Origin of the sequence: Pseudomonas azotoformans, from assembly GCF_900103345.1 — a bacterium.
GTDB lineage: Bacteria > Pseudomonadota > Gammaproteobacteria > Pseudomonadales > Pseudomonadaceae > Aquipseudomonas > Aquipseudomonas azotoformans.
In genome coordinates this window covers 1,627,466-1,648,984 of record NZ_LT629702.1, presented here as the reverse complement: position 1 = coordinate 1,648,984, position 21,519 = coordinate 1,627,466, and the positions used below count along the sequence as shown (strand labels likewise).

The following is a 21,519-nucleotide window of genomic DNA, read 5'->3' as shown; positions in this document are numbered from 1 at the left end:
AGTTAAAGACTGTGTATCGCAGTGAGCTGTATACACACTGCGATACAAACCTAGAACGCCACCCTCAGACCCACAGTGCCTTCGCGGCCGTTGTAGGTGTTGCTGTCCAGATTGCGGTTGTAGCCGACTTGGCCATACAGGCTCACATCGGGCGCTACCTGCAAGGTGGCGCCCAGGCTGACTTCAAGGGTGGTGGATTTCTGCTCGGTATCGATCCGGGTCGTGTGGTTGTAAATCACACTGTTATCCCCGGCGCTGGCATGCCAGACGTTCGCGCGCGCATAGGGCTGCCACGCCATGCCATGGATGTTGTAGTCGCCTCGCAGCCTTAAGCCCAGACGGGAGATGACGCTGGTATCGGCGTCGTACTTGACGTCGGAAATGCCGTCGTTCTGGCTGTCGAGCCGTGTCTTGCCGACGATCAATTGAGCTTGCGGCTCCACCGTCCAGTCCTGGCTGAGCTGGAATGGCCAGCCGACTTCAGCGGATGCGGTGATGTTATGCCCACGGGTTTTCATCTTCACGCCACGGTCCGATTCGTTGTTGCCATTGAAACGGCTGCCCATCAATACCAGGTCCAGATACGCCCGATTGGCACCGATGAATGTCCAGTAACCCCCCAGGCTTTCTGCGCGCAAGGTGGTTTTGCCGGCATCCCGGTCTTGCCAGCCACCGTTGAAGCCCTGGACGTTGCCTTTAAGGGTGCTGTGGCCCACAAACAGCCCAACGCGCTGGGTATGCCCGCGGTCGTCGGTGGTGGTGTAGACATCACTGCCCACCTGGAAGCCCTTGAGCGTGCTGTCCAGCGTCGGGCTCACCGTGCCGGCGAACCCTTGGCGGCTACTGCTGCCGTAGATTCGGCCCCAGCCCTCCGGGCGATTATCGTTCTGTTGTCGGCCCTGGTCGCCCATGCGCTCGTGATAAGTGCCCAGCGTGGCGCGCACGATCTGGTCGGCAGCCGGGAACAGTGCGGCATAGATCGGCACTTCCTCGCGGTAGATGGGGATCGGCTCGGTCCCTGGGTTAGGGGGCAGGGGAGGCTCCACCGGGCCAGGCAAAGGTATGATGATCACGGGGCCTGGCGTTTGCACCGGTACCGTGGAACGCAGGTAGTAATGCTCTGCCGTGCCCGCCGTTACGCCGCCCTTGAACAAGCGATAGTCGTACGCGCCGGCGGACACCGGGCGGGCCAGGGTGAACGCACCGGCACTGCCGGTGGCGCCGTTAAGGGCTTGTACCACCTGAATACCATCCTGCAACGTGGCTGCGCCTGCACCCCCCAGGTTGGTCACGCTGATCGTTGTATTGCCCCCAATGGCACCTTGGTCAATCACCAGTTTGTCGCTGGCTGAGCCGTCGCCGCCCAAAACACTTTGCAGCGCAAGGCGTCCACCATTGCCGGTGTAACTGCCCCTGATGGTCAATGAGTCGCTGGTGCTGGAGCTGCCCGTGGTCATGTCGATCACGCCGCTGTTGCTGACTGTCACCAACTGGCCGGCGGTAAAGGCTTCGATGACGCCTGTACCGACCAACAGCTTGCTCGTGCCATCCAGCCCCAGCGTACCGGTACCGGAGCCGCTGTCACCCAGCTTGAGCGTCGTACCGCGCAGGGTCAGCTCGGAACCGTTGTCCAGTTGAATGGCTTCCCAGTTGGGCAACAGGCCCGGGTCCCCAGCCTTGCTGTTGTCCAGGTTGAGCTTGTCGTTGCCTGGGCCGCCGTCCACCAGTTGCGCTGCCGCCAATTGAGCGCTCGTCAGGTTCTGCAGCAGTGCCGTGTCATCCCCCGCACCCATCAGCACAAACGAGTGCAGGTTGCCGCCGGTCCAGATGAAGTGGTCGTTGCCGAAACTGAGCAGGATCTGCCCGTTCACCTCACCACCCGAGACGGTCACCTGATCATCACCGCCACTGACACTGATATTGCCGCCCACAAACGCCGTGCCCGAGATCAGGATGGTGTCGTTGCCGAAGCCGGTGACCAGGTTGCCGATGATGCGGCCTCCCGACATATCAAACAGGTTGTTGTCGAGTTTCATGTCGACGCGGCCGATGGTGCCGCCGGTCATTGCGGCGTCGTCGCCGTCTTCGAAGGCGCCGGTGATGGTGCCACCGCTCATTCTGAAGGTATCCAGGCCGTCGCCTTGAGCCAGGGACGCTACAGTGCCGCCGCTCTGGGCATAGCTGTCGATACTGCCTCCCTGGCTGATAGCGCCAACCTGACCGCCGGTAATTTGCACTACATCCGCGCCTGCGCCCTGAGTGACGGAACCGGTAACACTGCCCAGGTTCAGCCGAAAGATATTCGCGCCATCGCCCTGGTTGAGGTTCCCGTCAATCCCGGCGCTTGGCCCATTTACATCGACCAGATCATTGCCTGCGCCAAAGCTCACATTGCCGGTCACCCGGCCTGTCGCGGTGATATTCAGTGTGTTGTTACCCGCGTTATCGGTAAAGCCCGGCGCCGTGCCGCTGTCACAGGTGGAGGTGTCATCGCCGGCGCCATTGTTGATGGTGCAGGCCCCATAAGAGGCCGGCGGGCACACCGCCATGACGATCAGGTACAACCAGGAGAGTGTCCGTGCGCGCATGATCCGTCCTCACTGGAGGGGATAGTTGCCCCGGCACCTGCAACGGCAGGTGCGGGCCAGACCATGACAACGTGATGCGCGATACGGATCAGGGACAGCGTGTTACCCGTTTCTGAAAACACCGGCCAATGCAAAGGGTTGGCATGGCTTTCTCGACTGCACCTTAGGCGGTGCAGCGCTTTTTCCACCCTAGCCACACATTCGCCAGGCCGCTACTGTCAGAATTAACAGGTATGGACGAGTCGGGTGTCAGGACAGCACGATCTCATACGGTTCGCGCATTCGCTCCAGCAGCACCTGGGCCAGTATCGGCGGCAGGCCGATCTGCGGGTCCCCGGCCAACTGGCTGGCATAGGCATGGGCGGCGTGGAGTTTGCGCGCCACGGTCCAGGTGTCCAGGCGTACCTTGCGCGCGCGTTGCCAGGGGATGATCGCGCCTTCGCGGGCAGGCCAGTGCCAGGCCCAGATCGGCAGTTCATGCAGCTGCGCGCCCACCAGGCTGCACGCCTTGGCACTGGCACGGCCAACCGCGTCATGATCGTCATTGCCATCGTTGCGCCAGGTGCTGAACACCACATCGCCGGGCTGCAAGTAACGCGCTATGAATTGGCTCAGCTGCGGCTCGCGGGCGGCGAGGGCGTTGTCGCAAAACCCGCCGCGAATCCATTTCAGGCTGTGCAGCGGCATGCCCAGGCGGCGCAGAGCTTCGGCGCTTTCCTGGGGGCGAACCACGCTCAAGCGGCTCGCCGGCCACACGTTGGAACCCGGGTGGCTGGCACTGCCATCGGTGATGGAGATCAGTTGCAGCGGGTGTTCCAGCGTGCTGAGCAATTGCAGCAAGCCGCCGCAGGCCAGCACTTCATCGCCGGGATGAGGAGCGATGATCACCACGCGGGCGCCGGGCGGCACCAGTGAGGACGGATTAACAGGGGGGATTTGCGCCAACTGCGGGGCGCTGTTCCAGACTTGCGCGGGGCCGCGGCGGCCGTCGCTTAAGGAAGCAAGCTTCATGGGGTGTCACATCCTTGTCGGTTGATGCGGGGTCGTGCCCCGTTGACGGGACGACTCTCTTGTTTCCACCGCAGGCTCCGCCGCAGTGGCTGCATGGCATCCCAACCCTGGAATGCCAGCAAGGCGTTCTCAGCATAGACAAGGATTGCGCGGTTTCACATTCGGTAACGGCGTTTTTTCAGGTGGTGTGCATCAGGCTCTTCAAGTAATCGCCGAATCCGCCTTGTGCGCGGGCGTCCAGGCGCGCGCTGGTGATCACTTGCGGGCCGTGGCTCCAGGCAATAGAGGCGCCGCACAGCTCCAGGTTGCGCACCAATTGCACATCCTCATGGCACGCCAGCGGCTCGAAACCACCGGCGCGCACATATGCACCAGCACTCACCCCCAGGTTGGCCCCGTGGATATGCCGATGCCCGTCGCGGGCCTCGTAGCCCTGGAGGTAGCGAATCTGCGCGGCGGGGTCGAAACCCTCGCTCCACGCGTCCACCGTCACGGTGCCGCACACGGCGTCCACGTCCAGCGCCAATTGGGCCACCAACCAATCGGGGGCCACCCGGCTGTCGGCATCGGTGCAGGAAATCCAGCGTGCGCCCTGATTGAGCAAATGCCGCGCACCCACGCCACGCACATGCCCCACGTTGCGTACCTGGGCTTCCAGGCACTGCACCGGGTAGGCCTGGGCAATGGCGGCGCTGGCATCGCTGCAGCTGTCGAGCACCACCAGAACAGTCACAGTTTCGCCGAGCAGCCCAGGATGGCTGGCGGCGATCAACGCGGCTTTCAGGCAGTCGCCCAGCAACGCCTCTTCGTTATGTACCGGGATTAGAATGCCGATCATCGCAAGCCCTCAAGGGTGGCGACCGAGGTGCCGTCGCGGCTCCACAGGTCGAGCAGGAAATCATGTTCGTGGTGGCTGGCGATGCGGGGCATGTCCAGGCGTTGCTGAAGCAGGCTGTGCACCTGTTCCGCCGTTTGCGGGCAACCGTCGATAGGTGGGCGCCAGTGGCAGGCAAGCAGTTGGCCGTCGGCGGTCAGCGCGGTACGCACGCGATCGATCAATTGGCCCAGGTCATCGGCGTCGAGGTAGTAGCACCACTCGCTCAATACGATCAGCTCGAACCGGCCCGCAGGCCACTGTTCGGGCAAGCGGCACTGCTGCACCTGGGCCTGGGGGAACCCCAGCAAGCGAGTGCGCGCCAGGTCCACGGCGGCCGCAGCGGTGTCGCAGCACAGCAGGCGGTCACAACGCGGTGCCAGTTCGAAACTCAGCTCGCCATTGGCGCAACCGGGTTCGAACACCGAGGCGTAGCGTGGCCGCGTGAGGATCGCCAGGGTGAGTGCGCGTTTGCGCCGCTCATACCAACGTTGGCGAAAGGCCCAGGGATCATCGTTATTGGCGAACAGCTGGTCGAAATAAGGCGTGGCCACACTCATACAAATACCACTTCAAAGGGCTGCAACAGACGCTCTACCACGTAGGGCGCCAGCACCGGCGCGAGGCCGATCTGCGGATCGCCTTCCAGTTGGCTGGCGAAGGCGTGGATCGCATGCCGTTTGCGCGCGACGGCTTCACAGGTCAGCGGGATCTTGCGTGCACGGTGCCAGGGCACCACGCTGTCTTCGGGTGTTGCCCAATGCCAGGTCCACACCGGCAGCTCATACAGGGTGGCGCCGACCGCCGCGCAGGCCTGGGCGCTGGCACGCCCAACGGCCTCATGGTCGCAATGGCCGTCTTCGCGCCAGGTGGTGAACACCACGTCGGTAGGCTTGAGGTAGCGTTGGATAAACGCTACGAGGTCAGCTTCGCGTGTTGCCACCTGGCTGTCGGTAAAACCGGCGCGCAGCCATTTCAAGCTGTGCAGCGGCAACCCCAGGCGGTGCAGGGCCTGGGCGGATTCCTGCGGGCGCACCACGCTCAAACGTTCTACTGGCCAACGCTGCGAGCCGGGGTGGCTGGCGCTGCCGTCGGTCACCGAAATCAATTGGATCGGTCGGCCCAGCGCGGCCAAGCCCTGCATCAGGCCGCCGCAGCCGAGGATTTCATCGTCCGGATGGGGCGCGATGATCACCGCACGGTGGCCGGCGGGCACCAACTGCTCGACGCTGATCGACGGCAAGTCGGCCATTTTCGGCGAGGCCTGCCAGTGATGCAGCGGCGTGCCCTGGCCAACGATTGGATTGGGTTTCATAACTGCCACCTCCCTGTGGGTTCACCGGCCACCAGCTCTCCGAGCCCGGCCAGGTCGCGTTCGGCATGACTCTGGCGTACATACACCGGCAGGTCTGCCATCAGTTGGGCAAAGTGCGGGTCCTTGCAGTAGGGACCCGCACCGACGGCGCGCCCGACATGGCGAATGACCTGCTCAACCGTGTCTTCGATACAGGCCCGCGTCTGCTGGGCCAATTGCCGGGCATCAGCCTTGGGCTCAAGGTCGATCTGTGCCGCGCTGGCACGCAGCACACAGGCGGCGCTGTTCAGTGCGCTGTCGACGGCGCCTAGATGAGCCAGGGCGTGGGGTTCCGGGCGTTTACTGCACTGCGCGCGCAAGACTTCCGCCAGGCGTTGCGCCGCGCCGTACCAGCAGGCGGCGATACCGATACCGCCTTGCCAGAAGCCTGGGCGGGCGAGGTAATCTCCCGGTCCGCCCACCGCCAGCCCCCATGCCCCATCGAACATGATCTCCACACTGCCGGTGGCCGCCATGCCCACCGCGTTCCACCCCTCGTCGGTGACCACGATGCCGGGTTGATCCATATGCACCGCCACCAACTGCTGGCGATCGTCTTCGTCCCAGGCGGTCAACAACCCATGGCTCACCACCGCCGCGCCGGAGCACCAGGCCTTGCGGCCTTGCACCCGCAGGCGATGGCCCTCCTGGTGCACGCGCACCTTGGCCGTTGGCGGCTCGGCGGCCCACATGCCCCACGTGCTGCCCAAGGGCGGCAGTGGGGAGTTGAGCTCGGCAATGATTGCCAGGGCATCGGTGTGGCCTTCGAACAGCTTGCACAAGCGCAGGTCATGACCCGCCACCTGCGCCAGGCGACTGAACCGCGCCAGGGTCTGACCGCCGCCGGGCAGCGGCAGTTGGTCCAGGCCTTCTTCCTGAAGCGCCTTCAGGGCGTCGCCCAGGGCTTGCGTGTCCGCATAGTCCCGGAAGCCTTGAAGGAATCCATGCAAAGCCATCTCACACCTCGTCTTCGCGCTGCAGCTCGAAAAGCAACAGCGAACGGCCGGTCACGGCGTACTCGTGGTCGAAATCAAAGCGTTCCTGGCCGCGTACGGCGGGCTCGTTGGTGTCGAGCATGCAGGTCCAGAACTCACCTTCGGGCACCGACGGCAAGCGGAAGTTGACCATGTCGTGATGGGCGTTGACCACCAACAGCAAGGTTGCGTCGGCACCGGCCCGGCGAATCCCGGTTTCCTGGGCGCGGCCATCCATCAACATGCCCAGGCAGCGACCGTGGCTGTCCTGCCACTGCTCGGTGGTCATCTCGTTGCCATCCGGGGCCAGCCACGTGACATCCTTCACGCCGATGTCTTCGTTGTAGTCGCCCACCAGGAAGCGTCCACGACGCAGGATCGGGTAGGCCAGGCGCAGCTTGATCAAACGCTTCACAAATTTGAGCAGGGCCTTGCCGTCTTCGTCCAGGTCCCAGTTGATCCAGCCGATCTCACTGTCCTGGCAGTAGGCGTTGTTGTTGCCGTGCTGGGTGCGCGCAAATTCATCGCCGGCCACCAGCATCGGTGTGCCTTGGGACAGGAGCAATGTGGCGAAGAAATTGCGCATCTGACGCAGGCGCAGCGCATTGATTTGCGGGTCGTCGGTCGGGCCTTCGACACCGTGGTTCCAGGACAGGTTGTTGTTGCTGCCGTCCTGATTGTTTTCGTCGTTGGCTTCGTTGTGCTTGTCGTTGTACGACACCAGGTCATGCAGCGTGAAACCATCATGCGCGGTGATGAAGTTCACCGAGCTGTAGGGACGGCGCCCACGATGGTTGAACATTTCGCCGGAGGCGGTCATGCGGGCCGCGAAGTCGGCCAATTGGCCGTCATCGCCTTTCCAGAAGGCACGCACGGTGTCGCGAAAGCGGTCATTCCATTCCACCCAGCCCGGCGGGAAGTTGCCCACCTGATAGCCACCGGGGCCGCAGTCCCAGGGCTCGGCGATCATTTTCAACTGGCGCAGCACTGGGTCCTGGCGGCAGGCCACGAGGAAACTGTGGCGCTCGTCGAAACCATCGCGGTAGCGGCCGAGAATGGTCGCCAGGTCGAAGCGGAAGCCGTCGACGTGCATCTCGGTCGCCCAGTAACGCAGCGAGTCAGTGACCATCTGCAATACGCACGGGTGGCTCAGGTCCAGGGTGTTACCGGTGCCGGAGTCGTTGATGTAGAAACGCTTGTCGTCCGGCATCAGGCGGTAGTACGAGGCGTTGTCGATGCCGCGCATGGACAGGGTCGGGCCGCGCTCGTTGCCCTCGGCGGTGTGGTTGTAGACCACGTCGAGGATCACTTCGAGCTTCTGTTCATGCAGGTGCGCGACCATCTCCTTGAACTCGGCGATCTTGCCGCTGGCCAGGTAGCGTGGGTCGGGGGCAAAAAACGCGATGCTGTTGTAGCCCCAATAGTTGGTCATGCCTTTTTGCAGCAGGTGCTGGTCGTTGACGAAGGCATGTACCGGCAGCAGCTCCACCGACGACACGCCCAACTGACGAATGTGCTTGAGCACATCGTCTTCCATCAGCCCGGCGCAGGTGCCGCGCACGGCTTCGCCCACGGACGGGTGGCGCATGCTGATGCCGCGCAGGTGGGTTTCATAGATGATCGTACGGTCCCACGGCACGCGTACCGGTTGGTCGTTGCCCCAGGTGTGCGCCGGGTCGATTACCTTGCACTTGGGCACGAAAGGCGCGCTGTCGCGTTCGTCGAAGCTGAGGTCGTCATCCGGGTGGCCGATGGTGTAGCCGAACAGCGCCTCGGACCATTTGAGTTCGCCCACCAGTTGCTTGGCATAGGGGTCGATCAGCAATTTGTTGTGGTTGAAGCGGTGGCCGTTGGCCGGGTCGTACGCACCGTACACGCGGTAGCCGTAGATCAGCCCGGGGTGGGCGTCGGGCAGATAGCCGTGGAAGGTCTCGTCGGTGTATTCGGGGAGTTCGATACGTTCCAGCTCGACCTCGCCGGTGTCGTCGAACAGGCACAGCTCGACCTTGGTCGCGTTGGCCGAGAACAGGGCGAAGTTGACGCCCAGGCCATCCCAGGTGGCGCCGAGCGGGAAGGGCAAACCTTCACGGATTCGCGACGGTTCGTTGCCCGGCGTCGATGGGGTTTTATCGGGTTTGCTCATTGAGTTGCTCCTGCAAGGGTCTTTCTTCAGGCCGAACGCGGCCGTGCCGACGAAATTTCAGCTGAGAGTCTGGTAGGTGGAATCACCTCTTGCCGACAACGCCGACAAGAGGCGGGGAATCAAGGCTTGGGTTTCTTCGCGGCGGGTGGTTTTTTAGCGGCCGGTGGCGCTGGTTTGCTCGCGGCCGGTTTGGCTTTGGCCGGTGGCTTGGGCTTGGCGGCGGCCTTGGGTTTGCTCGGCGTCAGCGCTTCGGCTTCGGCCAGTTTGCGCGCCATCTCCCAGTGCCGCGCGTCTTCCCCATGGGGCTTGCCTTCGGACTCCCAGATCTGATGCGCCAACTCTTTTATGCGTTTTTCGTCAGTACTCATCGCAATGCTCCTCACAGAGAATTTTCAGCTTTCTTGATCATCAGGATTGATAAAGACATTGACCGGGAAATCCCCCAGGGCAGTGCTGATCAACAGCTCCTTGTCTGGTGTGACTGCGCCTGTATGAAAAAGTCCCTTCCAGTTTTTGGTTGACGCGGCGAACGGTAATTTCACCCGTGTATCGCCCCAAACCTGCGCATTGATCTTTGGATGCACACCGTTTTCAAGCAGGTGCTGCGGCCATCTCGGTACCACCACCAGCAGCTGTTCGCCCTGATGTTCACGTGCGAACGCGACCACCCGTTCGGCGTGTTTGCCGTGCACTTGCAGCGGTGTGTAGGTGCCGTTGCGGAACAGCTCGGGACAGGCCTTGCGCAAGCCCAGCACCTGGGCAATCAGCGCCTGCTTGATACGCCCGTCGCGCCAGTTGAACAACAGTTCGCCGATGTCCGGTGGGGTATCCAGCGCCTGTTGCCGGGCGTTGAAATCCACTGGACGGCGGTTGTCCGGGTCGACCAGGCTGAAGTCCCAGAACTCATCGCCCTGGTACAGGTCCGGTACACCCGGCACCGTCATGCGAAGCAAGGATTGCGCCAGGCCATTGAGCGCACCGGCCGGTGCGATGGCCTGGGCAGCGGCACCAATGGCAGTGCGTAACGTGTGGCCTTCATCGCTGAGCAGCAGCCGCGACAGGAAGGCTTCGACGCCTTGTTCATAGGCTTCGTTGGGCGCGCTCCAGCTGCTTTGCAACTTGGCTTCGCGCAGGGCTTTTTGCTGCCATTGCCACAGGCGTTGCCGATAGCCCTCGAAGTCGTCGGCCTGGTCCAGGGGCCAACTGCCCAGCAGCACCTGGTAGAGGATCAACTCGTCGCCCGCCGACGGCGTGTTTGCCTCTGCCTTCAGCGGTGCGGCGAGGGCGCGCCACTGCTCGACCTGTTCGACGTACCACGGCGCGCATTCACTCAACACGGCCAGGCGCGCGCGGGTATCTTCGCCGCGCTTGTGGTCATGGGTAGCGGTGGCCAGCAGGTTGTCGGGAAAGCTCTGCAGGCGTTGCTGGTTGACCCCATGGAAGTCGGCCAAGGGCGCGCTGAACTGCTCGGTGCTGAAACCCACGTCGTTGCGCGACAGCAACACCGCCGAGCGATAGAACGCGGTGTCTTCCACGGCCTTGGCGGCGGCGGGCGAAGTGAGTTGCTGGAAGCGCACGCAGGCGTGCTTGAGGATCTTGCGTTCACGGCCCACCGGGCGATTGCGCCACGCCTGGCCGCCCAGCCAGTTGGCCAGGTGGTCGAGCACCGGCCAGTCGCCTTCGCCCAGGGTCGTGCGGGCACCGTCCATGGCCTGCTGGAACAGCCTGTCGTCGGCGGCACTGCGGCCACGGGCACTGATATAGGTGCGGTACACCGGGAAGTGCACGATCAGTTCCTGCAAGGCTCGGCGGATGGCGCCGAGGGTCAGGTCGCGGGTCATCACATCGTCGCGGGCCACTTGCAGCAGGGCCTGGGCCACGCTTTCGAAGTCGCCACCGAGGGAGCCGTTGAGAATCTGCTGACGGGCCAATTGCGCTTCTTCGATAAAGGCCGCAGGCCGTTCGCTGTGGCGGGTCCACAACGCAGCCAGTGGCGCAAAGCCGTCCGGGTGATGTTGCAGCAGCGACAACTGGTTCATGAACTCGTAGCCGGTGGTGCCGTCCACCTGCCAGTCTTCGCGCAGGGTTTCGCCTTCGCCGAGGATCTTCTCCACGAAGATCGGCAAGTGCCGCTCAGGCGACAGCGAGTCCACGCGGCGCCGCAGTTTGCGGCAATAACCGCGTGGGTCGGCCAGGCCGTCGATGTGGTCGATGCGCAGGCCATCCACCAGGCCTTCGCTGATCAGTTCGAAGATCTTGCCGTGGGTGGCTTCGAACACTGCGCTGCGCTCGACGCGCAGGCCACCGAGTTCATTCACATCGAAGAAGCGCCGCCAGTTGATATCGTCCGCCGCCGTGCGCCAACTGGCCAGGCGGTAGGCCTGTTGTTCGAGCAACTGATGCAGGCGCTTGAAGCCCTCGGGCTTACGCCCGTCGAAGGCCGTCAAACGTTGTTCGATTGCCGGGAGCACCTCGGTGGCGCGCTCGGCCAGCGCTTGCTTGAGCCACGCGGCCTCGTGGTAGGCGTCGTCCTGGTAGGCCAGGGCACTGAAGCGCTCGGCCAGGGGCTGGAGCGGTTCGTCGGTGCCCAGGATCGCCGCGTAATCCTTGGGGCAGATGGGGAAGCGGTGTTCGTAATGCTCGACGTAGAACGCGCCATGGTCGGCATCGAAGTGCAGGGTCAGGGTGCCGGTCTGCAGGGCTTCGCCGTAGTCGCTGCCGAGGAACGGCATCAGCAATTGGCCTTTGAGCAAGGGGTCCGGCGAGTGCCACTGGATGTCGAAGAACTCGCTGTAGGGGCTCAGGCGGCCCCATTCCAACAGGTCCAGCCACCAGGGGTTATCGGCACCGCCGACGGCCATGTGGTTGGAGACGATATCGAGGATCAACCCCATGTCGTGTTCACGCAACGCCGCGACCAGGCGCCGCAGGGCGGGTTCGCCACCGAGTTCCGGGTTGACCGTGGTGGGGTCGACCACATCGTAGCCGTGCATGGAACCGGCGCGGGCGCTGAGCAGCGGCGAGGCATACAGGTGACTGATGCCCAGCCGGGCGAAATACGGCACCAGCGGCACCGCGTCATCGAGGGTAAAACCTTTATGGAATTGCAGGCGCTGGGTGGCGCGCAGGGGCAGGGCTTTCATCGGTCACGCTCATAGGCTTGGTTGCGCGCGACGGCCAACAGTTCGAGGCGGCGGGCGGCGCCGGCATTGTCGAGCAGGCTCGACGCCTCGCCCGGCAGGCGACGGCGCCAGTTGGGGTGGGTGTCGGTGGTGCCGGGCAGGTTGGCTTGTTCCTCCACGCCAAGGGCGTCCTCCAGCGGCAGCAGCACCAGTGGGGCGCGGGTGTGGCCGAGGTAGCGCACGCTGGCGTCGATCATGTGGTCGGTTTCATTGCGGATCTCTTCGACGAAGTTCTGCGGGTCCTGGCTCAAGGCCTGACGCAGTGCCTGGCGTTCGCGCAGGCGATGTTCGCTCCATTGCTCCACGGTCGGCGCATCGATCAGGCCGAGCTGGATGTTCCACTCGATATCGCGGCTGTGCCACCAACCGTTGAGGGTCGGCAAGTCGTGGGTGCTGGTGGTGGCCAGGGCGTTGTCCGGCCAGTCGAGGATCGGCTTGAACTGACCTTCATGGTTCTGCTCGAACAGCAACACGCGCATGCCCAGGATCGAGCGGGCGATAAGTTTTTCGCGCAGACCGTCCGGCACGGTGCCCAGGTCTTCACCCAGCACGATGGCCTGGTGGCGGTGGGATTCCAGGGCCAACAGGCGCAGCAGGTCGTCCACCGGGTAATACAGGTAGGCGCCGTCACGCGGCGAGGCGTCCATGGGGATCACCCACAGGCGTTGCAGGCCCATCACATGGTCGATGCGCAAGCCGCCAGCATGGGCGAAGTTGGCGCGCAACATTTCGATGAAGGCGCGAAAACCGTGGCGCTTGAGGCCTTCGGGGGAGAACGCGGAAATGCCCCAGCCCTGGCCGGCGCGGTTGAGGATATCGGGTGGCGCGCCCACGGTCAGGTCGGCGAGCAATTCATCCTGACGGCTCCAGGCCTGGCTGCCGCCGCCGTCCGCACCCACCGCCAGGTCGGCAATCAGGCCAACACCCATGCCGCTGCCGCGTGCTGCTTGTTGCGCGCGCTCCAGGCAACGGGCGATCAGCCATTGGCAAAAGGCGAAGTAGCCGATCTCGTCACGGTGGTCTTCGGCGAACCGCGCCAATGCCGGGCTCTGTGGCGTGCGCCAGTCTTCTGGCCAGTGGCGCCAGTCGAGGTCTTCACCGGCAGCGGCGCGGGTCGCTTGCACGGCTTCGAAACGGCAGTGGTTTTCCAGCGCCTCACCGCCGGCCTGGCGGAAACTCTGGAAGTCGGCGTGTTGCGGGTGGTGGCCGTGGCGGAAGTCTTCGTACAGTGCACGCAGCAAGCGCTGCTTGGCCTTGGCGGCGGTGGGCCAGTCGATCAGGTGGTGTTGCTCCAGGTCGTGCAGTTCATCCGCCAGGCCGCTGGCCTCGATGGCGTTGCGCACTTCGCGCTCACCCAGGATGCAACCCGGCGACGCGTAGAGGCTGTTGAGGAACAAGCGGCTGGAGGGCGAGTACGGGCTGTAGCGTGCGGTGTCGGCGCTGAACATCGCATGCATCGGGCTGATCGCCAGGGCATCGGCGCCGCGCTCGGCCGCCGAGCGGGCCAGGTGCTCCAGGGCCAGGGTGTCGCCGAAGCCACCATCGCCCAGGCGGCGCAAGCTGTACAGTTGCGCGCTGAGGCCCCAGGCGCGGGCAGGGCGGCTGTCGACCGCTTCGGCCACGCTGTAGCAGTGGGTGGGGGCGACGGCAAGGGTGAAGGTCTGGTCGGCGATGTGCACCTGGTGGTAGCCGAGGGCGATGACGCCGGGCAGCACGGCGTCGCCATCGAGGCGCAGTTCCAGGGTTTCGCCATCTTCAAGGCTGACCCGGCACAAAGTGTCCGGTTCGAAGTAGCGCGCCAAGTCCAGGCCTTCGCCGCTGTCGATGGTCAGCAGGGGCGGCAGGTGTTTGTCTTGTTGCACCTGTTCCAGGGCCAGCAGGCTGGCGTTGACCTCGGCATCGGTGTCGGCGGGGTGGCCCAGGCCTTTGAGGACGGCGCGCAGGGCGTCGGGTTTCACTCGTTGCGGGCGGCCGTTTGCGTCGATCCAATCGACGGCCAGGCCCGCTCGGCTGGCGAGGATTTCCAGGTTCGCTTCGCTCAAGGGTGCTCTCCAACAGGGGATAGGGTGACGCGTGCGCTGTGCGGCGGCAGGTGTGCGCCGGTACTGGCAGGCGTTTCAAACAGGACAGGCGCCGTCGCCGGCTGATCCAGCGGCGTGGCACTCAGGTTGAGGTCAATCTGCAACAGGCTGCCATCGCCCAGGCGCCAACGGGCGCTCACGGCGCCTTCGGCCAATACCTCAGCACCCAGGGCCATGCTGCCGGGTAGATGCGGCACGATATGACGGTGACGCAGGCTGAGTAACTGGCGATACAGCTGGGTGTGTTCGTTGTCGTCGAAGTTCGGCGTGGTCTGCAAAAAGGTCGGCAGCGCGTTCGGATCGGGGATGCGCTCGCGTCGTTCCGGGTCCTGGAACGCGGCGAAATCCTTGAATTCATTGCGACGGCCTTCGCGCACCGCTTCTGCCAGTTCACCATGGTGATCGGTGAAAAACAGGAATGGCTCGCTGGCATTCGACTCATCGCCCATGAACATCAGCGGGATCATCGGTGAGAGCAACAGCAGTGCGGTCGCCGCCCTCAGTGCCTGTGGCGAGCACAGTTGATGCAGGCGCTCGCCCAGGGCGCGGTTGCCGATCTGATCATGGTTCTGCAGGAACGCCACAAACGCGCTCGGCGGCAGATGCCCACTGGGTTCGCCACGTTCATGGCCATGCCGGGTGGTATGCCCCTGGTAGATAAACCCTTCACCCAGGCAGCGCGCCAGTTTGGCTGTGGGCTCCTTGGCGAAGTCGCTGTAATAGGCGTCTGTTTCGCCGGTCAGCAGCACATGCAGGACATTATGGAAGTCATCGTTCCATTGCGCGTCGAAATCCTGTTGCAGGAGGCTGGCCTGGTTGAGTTCGTTTTCCAGCATCAGCCAGACGTGCCGGCCGGTGTCCACCTGCTCGCGCACGCGGTGTGCCAGTTCCTTGAGAAAGTCCGGGTTGTCGATGGCGTGGACGGCGTCCAGGCGCAGGCCGTCGAAGCGGTATTCGAGCAACCACATCAAGGCGTTGTCGAGGAAAAAGTCGCGCACCTCGCGCCGGTTGAAATCGATGCCGGCACCCCAGGGCGTGTGCACGTCTTCCTGGAAGAAGCCCTTGGCGTACTGGCCCAGGTAGTTGCCGTCCGGCCCGAAGTGGTTGTAGACCACGTCGAGGATCACCGCCAGGCCGTGCTCATGGGCGCTGTCGATCAGGTGCTTGAGCTGTTCGGGTGTGCCGTAGGAGGCTTGGGGTGCGTAGGGCAGGACCCCGTCATAGCCCCAGTTGCGATCACCGGGGAATTGCGCCAGCGGCATCAGTTCAATTGCGGTAACCCCCAGCTCGGCCAGGCGTGGCAGGTGTGTTTCGATGGCGGCATAACCGCCCATGGCGCCGACATGCAGTTCATAGATGACCGCCTCGTGCCAGGGGCGGCCTTGCCAGGTGCTGTGGCGCCATTGATAAGCGAGGGAGTCGAACACCACGCTCCAGCCATGCACATCGGCGGCCTGGGCGCGGGAGGCCGGGTCGGGTACATCCATTTCCCCATCGATATTGAAGCGGTAGCGCGTGCCCGCCGGGCACGCTATTTCGGTTTCAAACCAGCCATCTGCCTGGGGCAGCATGGCAATGGACTTGCCGTGTTCCAATTCAACGCTGACATAAAACGCGTCTGGCGCCCACAAGGCGAAACGCGTGTGTTGCGCGTCCAGCATGATTGCGCCGTGGGGCCAGGTTTCCAGAGTCCGTAACGGCATCTATAGAGACCTCCCGTTGATTATTTAGCGGATTTCCCCAGTGCTTTAGCCACCAGCTGCTCGTACAGTTCGGCGTAGGGTTCCACCGCCTGGCTCCAGTTGAACGGTTGGGTCATCGCCCGGCTGCGCATGGCATTGAGCAGGCCAGGGAAGGCAAACACCTTGAACGCGCGGCTCAAGGCTTCTTTGTAGCTGTCGACCGTGGATTCATTGAACAGAAAGCCGGTCACGCCGTTTTCGATGGTGTCGGCCAGGCCGCCGGTGTTGCGCGCGACAGGCAGCGAGCCGAAGCGCTGGGCGTACATCTGGCTCAGGCCGCAGGGCTCGTAGCGCGACGGCATCAGCAGGAAATCGCTGCCGGCGAACATGCGGCGCGCATCGGTCTCGTTGAAGCCGATGCGCACACCGATCTGGCCGGGAAAGCGCAGGGCCAGTTCACGCATGGCGTTTTCTTCTTCGGGCTCACCGCGACCGATAATGGCGATCTGCCCACCTTGCTCGACGATAAAACTGGCCACCGCTTCGGTGAGGTCCAGGCCTTTCTGGAACACCAGGCGCGAGACCACGGCGAACAGCGGGCCGGTCGAGTCATGCAGGCCGAACAGGTTACGCACCTGTGCGGCATTCACGGCTTTGCCTTCCCAGTCGCCGATGTTGAAGTTGTGCGTCAAGTGCGGGTCGGTGGAGGTTTCCCAGCTGTCTTCAATGCCGTTGGGAATACCGCTGAGCAAACCTTGCTGGGTCTTGCTGGCCAAAAAGCCATCGAGGCCGCAGCCGAACTCGGGTGTGGTGATTTCCCGGGCATAGGTGGCGCTCACCGTGGTGATATGACTGGAATACGCCATGCCGGCCTTGAGGAACGACATCTTGCCGTAGAACTCCATGCCCTCCTGCTGCAAAGCGTGAGGTGGAATGCCCAGCTCTGGCGTCGACGCCAGGCTGATCACGCCTTGATAGGCCAGATTATGGATGGTGAACAATGTCGGCGTGCGTGACCCACGCCAGTGCATGTACGCCGGGGCCAGGCCGGCGGGCCAGTCGTGGGCGTGCACCAGGTCCGGGCACCAGTGGATCTGTGCCAGGTTGGCGGCCATGTCGGCGGCGGCCAGGCCCAGGCGGGCGAAACGAATATGGTTGTCCGGCCAGTCGCGGCCGTTGTTGGCGCCGTAGGGCGTGCCTTCGCGCTCGTAGAGCTCGGGGCAGATCAGTACATAGATGACCAGGCCATCCTTGAGGTCCATGCGCCCGATCTTGCACGGCGGCAGCGCCGCGTGGCCGCCCAGCTCACCGATGATATGGATCGGGTTGTCGCTTTCCATCACCTGCGGATAACCGGGGATCAGCACCCGCACATCGTGCAGATGGGCCATGGCGCGGGGCAGGGCGGCGGAAACGTCGCCCAGGCCGCCGGTCTTCACCAGGTCGGCGAACTCGGAGGTCACAAACAGGACTTTCTTGCGGTTGGGGTTGTAGGTGGGAACCGGCCGCACCGTGGTGAGGTCAGCCAACGCGGTTGCCCCGCCAACGGTCTGACTAACACGCTCTCCCTGAATACTTGCTGCGGCACTGATCATAGTTCTCTCCACGTGTTGGTCGGCTAATGGCCGGCTGCCATTAACTCCGTCGACCGCATCCTGCGGCCACGCGCACAAGCGCTGTACAGATCTGGCAAGGCTTATGCCAGTTGCACGGTTGGCAGATATAGATTGGATGGACGGGCATCGGGCTGGAACCGTGTGTGCTCGTCGTACCTTAAAACTTGACCAATGGCCGAGTTGAAAAGTTTAGATTTTCTGCGGGGTTTTTGTTTTGGAACGGACCCATCGGTCATGAGTCTAGGACAGATCCCAGAGCCTGTAGGGTTTCTAGGAAGATTTTGTAGGACAAAAAAATTGTAACCATATGCTCTTGCAGAAACCGACGGTTCCTGTGGTGAGCAGGCTTGCCCTGCGCTGGAGTGCGAAGCGCTCCCAACCGGGGCTTTCGAAGATTGAACCGATATTCAGGGCCGCTGCGCGCCCCAGCGCAGGGCAAGCCTGCTCACTACAAGGTCGGGTGGGCGCCGCGCTCGTGCGGAGCGCCCTGGGATGGTGCGTCAGCCCAGCACGCGAATGGGCGCTCCTTTGGCCCAGGCTTGAATGTCTTCGATCATCTGTGAATAGAACTGCTGGTAATTCTGCTCGCTCACATAGCCCACGTGGGGGGTGGCCAGCACATTCGGCAACTTGCGGAACGGGTGGTCCGCCGGCAATGGCTCCTCGGCATATACATCCAGCGCCGCCCCGGCCAGGCGGCCGCTTTCCAGGGCCTGGACCAGTGCCTGCTCATCCACAATCGGCCCGCGTGCGGTGTTGACCAGGCGCGCGCCGGGTTTCATCCAGCCCAGCGCCTGGGCATCCACCAGCCCACGGCTGCGGTCGCTGAGTACCAGGTGCACGGTCAGGATGTCCGCCTGTTCAAACAGCGCTTGCTTGCTGACCCAGGTCACGCCGGACTCGGCGGCTCGTTCCGGCGTGAGGTTTTCACTCCAGGCAATCACGCGCATGCCGAACACCTGGGCAAACTGCGCTACCTTCTGGCCAATGCTGCCGAGGCCGAGAATCCCCAGGGTCTTGCCGTGCAGGTCGCCGCCGAGGCCCACCTGCCAGTGGCCGGCACGCAGCGAATTGGCTTCGGCCACCAGATTGCGGGTGGAGGCCATGATCAACGCCCAGGTCAGTTCCGGCGCGGCATGTTTGTAGCTGTCGGTGCCGCAGACCTGAATGCCCAGGGCCTTGGCGGCGGGAATGTCGATGGCGGCGTTGCGCATGCCGCCGGTCACCAGCAATTTGAGCTTGGGCAGACCTTGCAGCAGGGCCTTGTCGAAGCTGGAGCGCTCGCGCATCACGCAAATCACCTCGAACCCCTGCAAACGCTCGATCATCGTGGCGGTATCCGCCGGGTAATCGTGCAGGAAGTGCACTTGGCCCACCGCTTCAAGGGCGGACCAATCCACCACGCCCCTGGCCACGTCCTGCCAATCATCAATGACTGCGATCTGTACCGACATTCACGAGTGCCTCGAAAAAGGTTGGATTAAAGGGCGTTCAGCCCCTGCAACAGCGTTTTGTGGAACTGGGCCGGTTCTTCCATCTGTGGCGCATGCCCCAGGCCCGGAAATTCCACCAGGGTGGCGTGGGGGATCAGCTTGGCCACCTGCTTGCCCAACACGGCATAGTTGCCGAGCCTGGCTTTGACGGCTGGTGGCGCGACGTCCTTGCCAATGGCGGTGTTGTCCGATGTGCCGATCAGCAGCAGCGTCGGCATCTTCAGGTCCTTGAACTCGTAGTACACCGGCTGGGTGAAGATCATGTCGTAAATCAGCGCCGAGTTCCATGCGACCCGCGTATGCCCGGGGCCGTTGCTGAGGCCGGCGTACATGTCCACCCAGCGCTCGTACTCCGGCTTCCAGCGCCCGACGTAGTAGGTATTGAGTTGGTACTTGCGGATGCCCTCGGCGCTGACGTTCAGCTCACGGGCATACCACTGGTCGACGCTGAGCGAGGGCACCCCCAACGCTTTCCAGTCTTCCAGGCCGATCGGATTGACCAGCGCCAACTGTTCGGTTTGCGCGGGGTACATCAGGGCGTAGCGCGTGGCAAGCATGCCGCCGGTGGAATGGCCGATCAGGGTGGCCTTCTGAACACCGAGCTTTTCCAACAGTTGGTGGGTATTGAACGCCAGTTGCTGGAAGCTGTACTGGTAATGATCGGGCTTGCTGGAACTGCAGAAGCCGATCTGGTCCGGCGCGATCACGCGGTAGCCGGCGTCACTCAGGGCCTTGATCGAGCCTTCCCAAGTGGCGCCGCAGAAGTTCTTGCCGTGCATCAGCACCACGCTGCGACCGTTGGACTTGCCCTTGGCCGGCACGTCCATGTAGCCCATTTGCAGGGATTCGCCTTGGGACTGAAACTCGAAATGCTTGAGCGGATAGGGGTATTCAAAGCCTTGCAGTTCGGGACCGTAGGTGGCAGCGAACACGGGAGCGGCGGTGGCCGTGAGCAGGCCGGCGATGTAAAAAGCGCGGAACAGAGGCATTGTCAGGGCTCCGGGAAGGGTGGATCGGATGCTGTTGCCCAAGGATTAAGTAGCGATTAAACCCATTGCAACGTCACAGCGGCCAGCACGCCATAACGCAGGCCTTTGGCCAGGGTCACCAGCAACAGGAATCGCCACAACGGCTCGCGCATCACCCCGGCCACCAACGTCAACGGGTCGCCGATGACCGGAACCCAACTGAGCAACAGTGTCCAGTGTCCCCAGCGCTGGTAATGGTTGCGGGCTTTATCCAACTGCTGGTCATTCACCGGAAACCAGCGCCGCCCCTTGAAGTGCTCCACCCAGCGCCCCAGCCACCAGTTCACCACCGAGCCCAGCACATTGCCCAGGGTGGCGATACCCAGCAACAGCCACAGGCTGTAATGCCCGCTGAGCAGCAGGCCGACCAGCACGGCTTCCGATTGCAGGGGCAGCAAGGTCGCGGCGCCGAACGCCGCGAAGAATAGCCCGAGGTAACCCGCGATCATTGCGCCGGGTATTCAGCCACCACCACGTCTTTACCCTCACGGGTCAGGCCGATGACCTGATAGGCCTCGCTGCGGCCTTCCACTTCCATGCCCGGCGAGCCCATGGGCATGCCCGGCGCGGCGACGCCCAGCAGGTCGTCGCGTTTGCGCAGGGCCAACACCTGTTCGGCAGGCACGTGGCCTTCGACGAATTTGCCGTCGATCACGGCGGTGTGGCACGAGCCCAGGCGCGGCGCTACGCCCAGGCGTTGCTTGACGGCGCTCATGTCGGCTTCGACATGGTCATTGACCTTGAAGCCGTTGCTTTCCAGGTGGCTGATCCATTTTTTACAGCAACCGCAGTTGGCGTCGCGGTGCACGTCGATGGGGATCAGGTCGGCGGCCTGGGCCAGGGTGGCGGTGAACAGGGTTGACAGCAGGGCCAGGCGCAATGGGGTGTTCATAGGATCTCGCGTGCAGGAGGTGACTATTGGGATGGCGGCGATCATGACGACGTCATCGCGGGCAAGCCAGCGCCTGCAGGGCGAGAATGTTTCAAGATTATACGAACGGTGGGTTTTCCAGCCGGTGCTTGAGCTGGTCCAGGGCAATCGCCGACAGCTCGATCATGCGTTCATGCAGGGTGGCCAGTTGCAGTTCGGTTTCATAGGTCAGCACCCGCTTGAACAACGTGCCGCCCTGATGGGGCATGAGGAAGTAATGAATCGAACCATCCACGGCCAGGGACGTAAACACGGTCTTGAACTCGCCGGGGCGCCGGGCGATTTGCACGCGGTAGCTCATGGGTACGCGTACCCCCAGCAGGTCGATCATTTCGGTGAAGCGGGCGCCGGCGGGGAGTGAACCGGTGGTGCCGGTGTCGGCACCGAGGGACGTGGGATGCCATTCGTGCCAGCGATCCGGCTGGGTCACATAGTCATAAACGGCATCGATGGGAGCGTGGATAAAACGTTCCTGACTGATCCGCTCCAAGCGGACCGACTGCTCGGCTGCGCGCATGGCACACCTCCTGTGCGTCTTGGAACTGTCAGAATAGTCCCACTC

The 21,519-nt window shown here is 63.3% G+C and carries 17 protein-coding genes; all 17 read right to left on the bottom strand.

The features are described 5' to 3' along the window. Window positions 1-50: 50 nt before the first annotated feature. The gene (locus BLR69_RS06930) at window positions 51-2,588 is read right to left on the bottom strand and encodes an autotransporter family protein (RefSeq protein ID WP_071495469.1); all 2,538 of its coding nucleotides are present in this window, start codon (window positions 2,586-2,588) and stop codon (window positions 51-53) included. A gap of 249 nt (window positions 2,589-2,837) precedes the next feature. Next, on the bottom strand, window positions 2,838-3,599 hold the full coding sequence (locus BLR69_RS06925) for a PIG-L deacetylase family protein (protein WP_058426181.1): 762 nt from the start codon (window positions 3,597-3,599) through the stop codon (window positions 2,838-2,840). Between the two features lie 178 nt (window positions 3,600-3,777). Next, window positions 3,778-4,437 (bottom strand): glycosyltransferase, encoded by a 660-nt coding sequence (locus BLR69_RS06920; RefSeq protein ID WP_071495470.1) that lies wholly within the window; start codon window positions 4,435-4,437, stop codon window positions 3,778-3,780. Continuing rightward, window positions 4,434-5,033 carry an SAM-dependent methyltransferase gene (locus BLR69_RS06915; protein ID WP_071495471.1) on the bottom strand — a complete coding sequence of 200 codons (600 nt, stop codon included), beginning with the start codon at window positions 5,031-5,033 and terminating at the stop codon, window positions 4,434-4,436. Before BLR69_RS06915 ends, BLR69_RS06920 begins: the two co-directional genes overlap by 4 nt. Then, window positions 5,030-5,788 carry a PIG-L deacetylase family protein gene (locus BLR69_RS06910; RefSeq protein ID WP_071495472.1) on the bottom strand — a complete coding sequence of 253 codons (759 nt, stop codon included), beginning with the start codon at window positions 5,786-5,788 and terminating at the stop codon, window positions 5,030-5,032. The genes BLR69_RS06915 and BLR69_RS06910 overlap by 4 nt, the downstream gene beginning before the upstream one ends. Further along, a complete protein-coding gene (locus tag BLR69_RS06905) occupies window positions 5,785-6,783 on the bottom strand; it encodes an acyl-CoA dehydrogenase family protein (protein WP_071495473.1) in 999 nt (332 codons plus the stop codon). The genes BLR69_RS06910 and BLR69_RS06905 overlap by 4 nt, the downstream gene beginning before the upstream one ends. 1 nt (window position 6,784) lies before the next feature. After that, on the bottom strand, window positions 6,785-8,944 hold the full coding sequence (gene glgX / locus BLR69_RS06900; protein ID WP_071495474.1) for a glycogen debranching protein GlgX: 2,160 nt from the start codon (window positions 8,942-8,944) through the stop codon (window positions 6,785-6,787). A 119-nt stretch (window positions 8,945-9,063) separates the two neighbouring features. Beyond that, a complete protein-coding gene (locus BLR69_RS06895; RefSeq protein WP_071495475.1) occupies window positions 9,064-9,312 on the bottom strand; it encodes a DUF2934 domain-containing protein in 249 nt (82 codons plus the stop codon). A 24-nt stretch (window positions 9,313-9,336) separates the two neighbouring features. Next, entirely contained in the window at window positions 9,337-12,087 is a 2,751-nt protein-coding gene (locus BLR69_RS06890; protein WP_071495476.1) for a malto-oligosyltrehalose synthase, read from the bottom strand. Then, entirely contained in the window at window positions 12,084-14,168 is a 2,085-nt protein-coding gene (gene malQ, locus BLR69_RS06885) for a 4-alpha-glucanotransferase (RefSeq protein WP_071495477.1), read from the bottom strand. The genes BLR69_RS06890 and malQ overlap by 4 nt, the downstream gene beginning before the upstream one ends. Next, the gene (treZ, locus tag BLR69_RS06880; RefSeq protein ID WP_071495478.1) at window positions 14,165-15,910 is read right to left on the bottom strand and encodes a malto-oligosyltrehalose trehalohydrolase; all 1,746 of its coding nucleotides are present in this window, start codon (window positions 15,908-15,910) and stop codon (window positions 14,165-14,167) included. The genes malQ and treZ overlap by 4 nt, the downstream gene beginning before the upstream one ends. A gap of 20 nt (window positions 15,911-15,930) precedes the next feature. Beyond that, window positions 15,931-17,484 (bottom strand): glycogen synthase GlgA, encoded by a 1,554-nt coding sequence (gene glgA / locus BLR69_RS06875; protein ID WP_071495479.1) that lies wholly within the window; start codon window positions 17,482-17,484, stop codon window positions 15,931-15,933. A 521-nt stretch (window positions 17,485-18,005) separates the two neighbouring features. Continuing rightward, a complete protein-coding gene (locus BLR69_RS06870; RefSeq protein ID WP_071495480.1) occupies window positions 18,006-18,959 on the bottom strand; it encodes a D-2-hydroxyacid dehydrogenase family protein in 954 nt (317 codons plus the stop codon). 26 nt (window positions 18,960-18,985) lie between these two features. Continuing rightward, window positions 18,986-19,987: an alpha/beta fold hydrolase gene (locus BLR69_RS06865; RefSeq protein WP_071495481.1), complete on the bottom strand. Its 1,002-nt coding sequence runs from the start codon at window positions 19,985-19,987 to the stop codon at window positions 18,986-18,988. 56 nt (window positions 19,988-20,043) lie between these two features. After that, window positions 20,044-20,475, bottom strand: coding sequence for a YqaA family protein (locus BLR69_RS06860; RefSeq protein WP_071495482.1), 432 nt, complete (start codon window positions 20,473-20,475; stop codon window positions 20,044-20,046). Continuing rightward, window positions 20,472-20,918 carry a DUF411 domain-containing protein gene (locus BLR69_RS06855; protein WP_071495483.1) on the bottom strand — a complete coding sequence of 149 codons (447 nt, stop codon included), beginning with the start codon at window positions 20,916-20,918 and terminating at the stop codon, window positions 20,472-20,474. Before BLR69_RS06855 ends, BLR69_RS06860 begins: the two co-directional genes overlap by 4 nt. Before the next feature lie 97 nt (window positions 20,919-21,015). Continuing rightward, window positions 21,016-21,474 (bottom strand): SRPBCC family protein, encoded by a 459-nt coding sequence (locus BLR69_RS06850; RefSeq protein WP_071495484.1) that lies wholly within the window; start codon window positions 21,472-21,474, stop codon window positions 21,016-21,018. Window positions 21,475-21,519 lie beyond the last annotated feature (45 nt).

Coding starts and splice junctions, on each gene's coding strand:
- BLR69_RS06930 (WP_071495469.1), bottom strand. CDS start 2,588: ATGCGCGCACGGACACTCTCCTGGTTGTACCTGATCGTCATGGCGGTG.
- BLR69_RS06925 (WP_058426181.1), bottom strand. CDS start 3,599: ATGAAGCTTGCTTCCTTAAGCGACGGCCGCCGCGGCCCCGCGCAAGTC.
- BLR69_RS06920 (WP_071495470.1), bottom strand. CDS start 4,437: ATGATCGGCATTCTAATCCCGGTACATAACGAAGAGGCGTTGCTGGGC.
- BLR69_RS06915 (WP_071495471.1), bottom strand. CDS start 5,033: ATGAGTGTGGCCACGCCTTATTTCGACCAGCTGTTCGCCAATAACGAT.
- BLR69_RS06910 (WP_071495472.1), bottom strand. CDS start 5,788: ATGAAACCCAATCCAATCGTTGGCCAGGGCACGCCGCTGCATCACTGG.
- BLR69_RS06905 (WP_071495473.1), bottom strand. CDS start 6,783: ATGGCTTTGCATGGATTCCTTCAAGGCTTCCGGGACTATGCGGACACG.
- glgX (WP_071495474.1), bottom strand. CDS start 8,944: ATGAGCAAACCCGATAAAACCCCATCGACGCCGGGCAACGAACCGTCG.
- BLR69_RS06895 (WP_071495475.1), bottom strand. CDS start 9,312: ATGAGTACTGACGAAAAACGCATAAAAGAGTTGGCGCATCAGATCTGG.
- BLR69_RS06890 (WP_071495476.1), bottom strand. CDS start 12,087: ATGAAAGCCCTGCCCCTGCGCGCCACCCAGCGCCTGCAATTCCATAAA.
- treZ (WP_071495478.1), bottom strand. CDS start 15,910: ATGCCGTTACGGACTCTGGAAACCTGGCCCCACGGCGCAATCATGCTG.
- glgA (WP_071495479.1), bottom strand. CDS start 17,484: ATGATCAGTGCCGCAGCAAGTATTCAGGGAGAGCGTGTTAGTCAGACC.
- BLR69_RS06870 (WP_071495480.1), bottom strand. CDS start 18,959: ATGTCGGTACAGATCGCAGTCATTGATGATTGGCAGGACGTGGCCAGG.
- BLR69_RS06865 (WP_071495481.1), bottom strand. CDS start 19,987: ATGCCTCTGTTCCGCGCTTTTTACATCGCCGGCCTGCTCACGGCCACC.
- BLR69_RS06860 (WP_071495482.1), bottom strand. CDS start 20,475: ATGATCGCGGGTTACCTCGGGCTATTCTTCGCGGCGTTCGGCGCCGCG.
- BLR69_RS06855 (WP_071495483.1), bottom strand. CDS start 20,918: ATGAACACCCCATTGCGCCTGGCCCTGCTGTCAACCCTGTTCACCGCC.
- BLR69_RS06850 (WP_071495484.1), bottom strand. CDS start 21,474: ATGCGCGCAGCCGAGCAGTCGGTCCGCTTGGAGCGGATCAGTCAGGAA.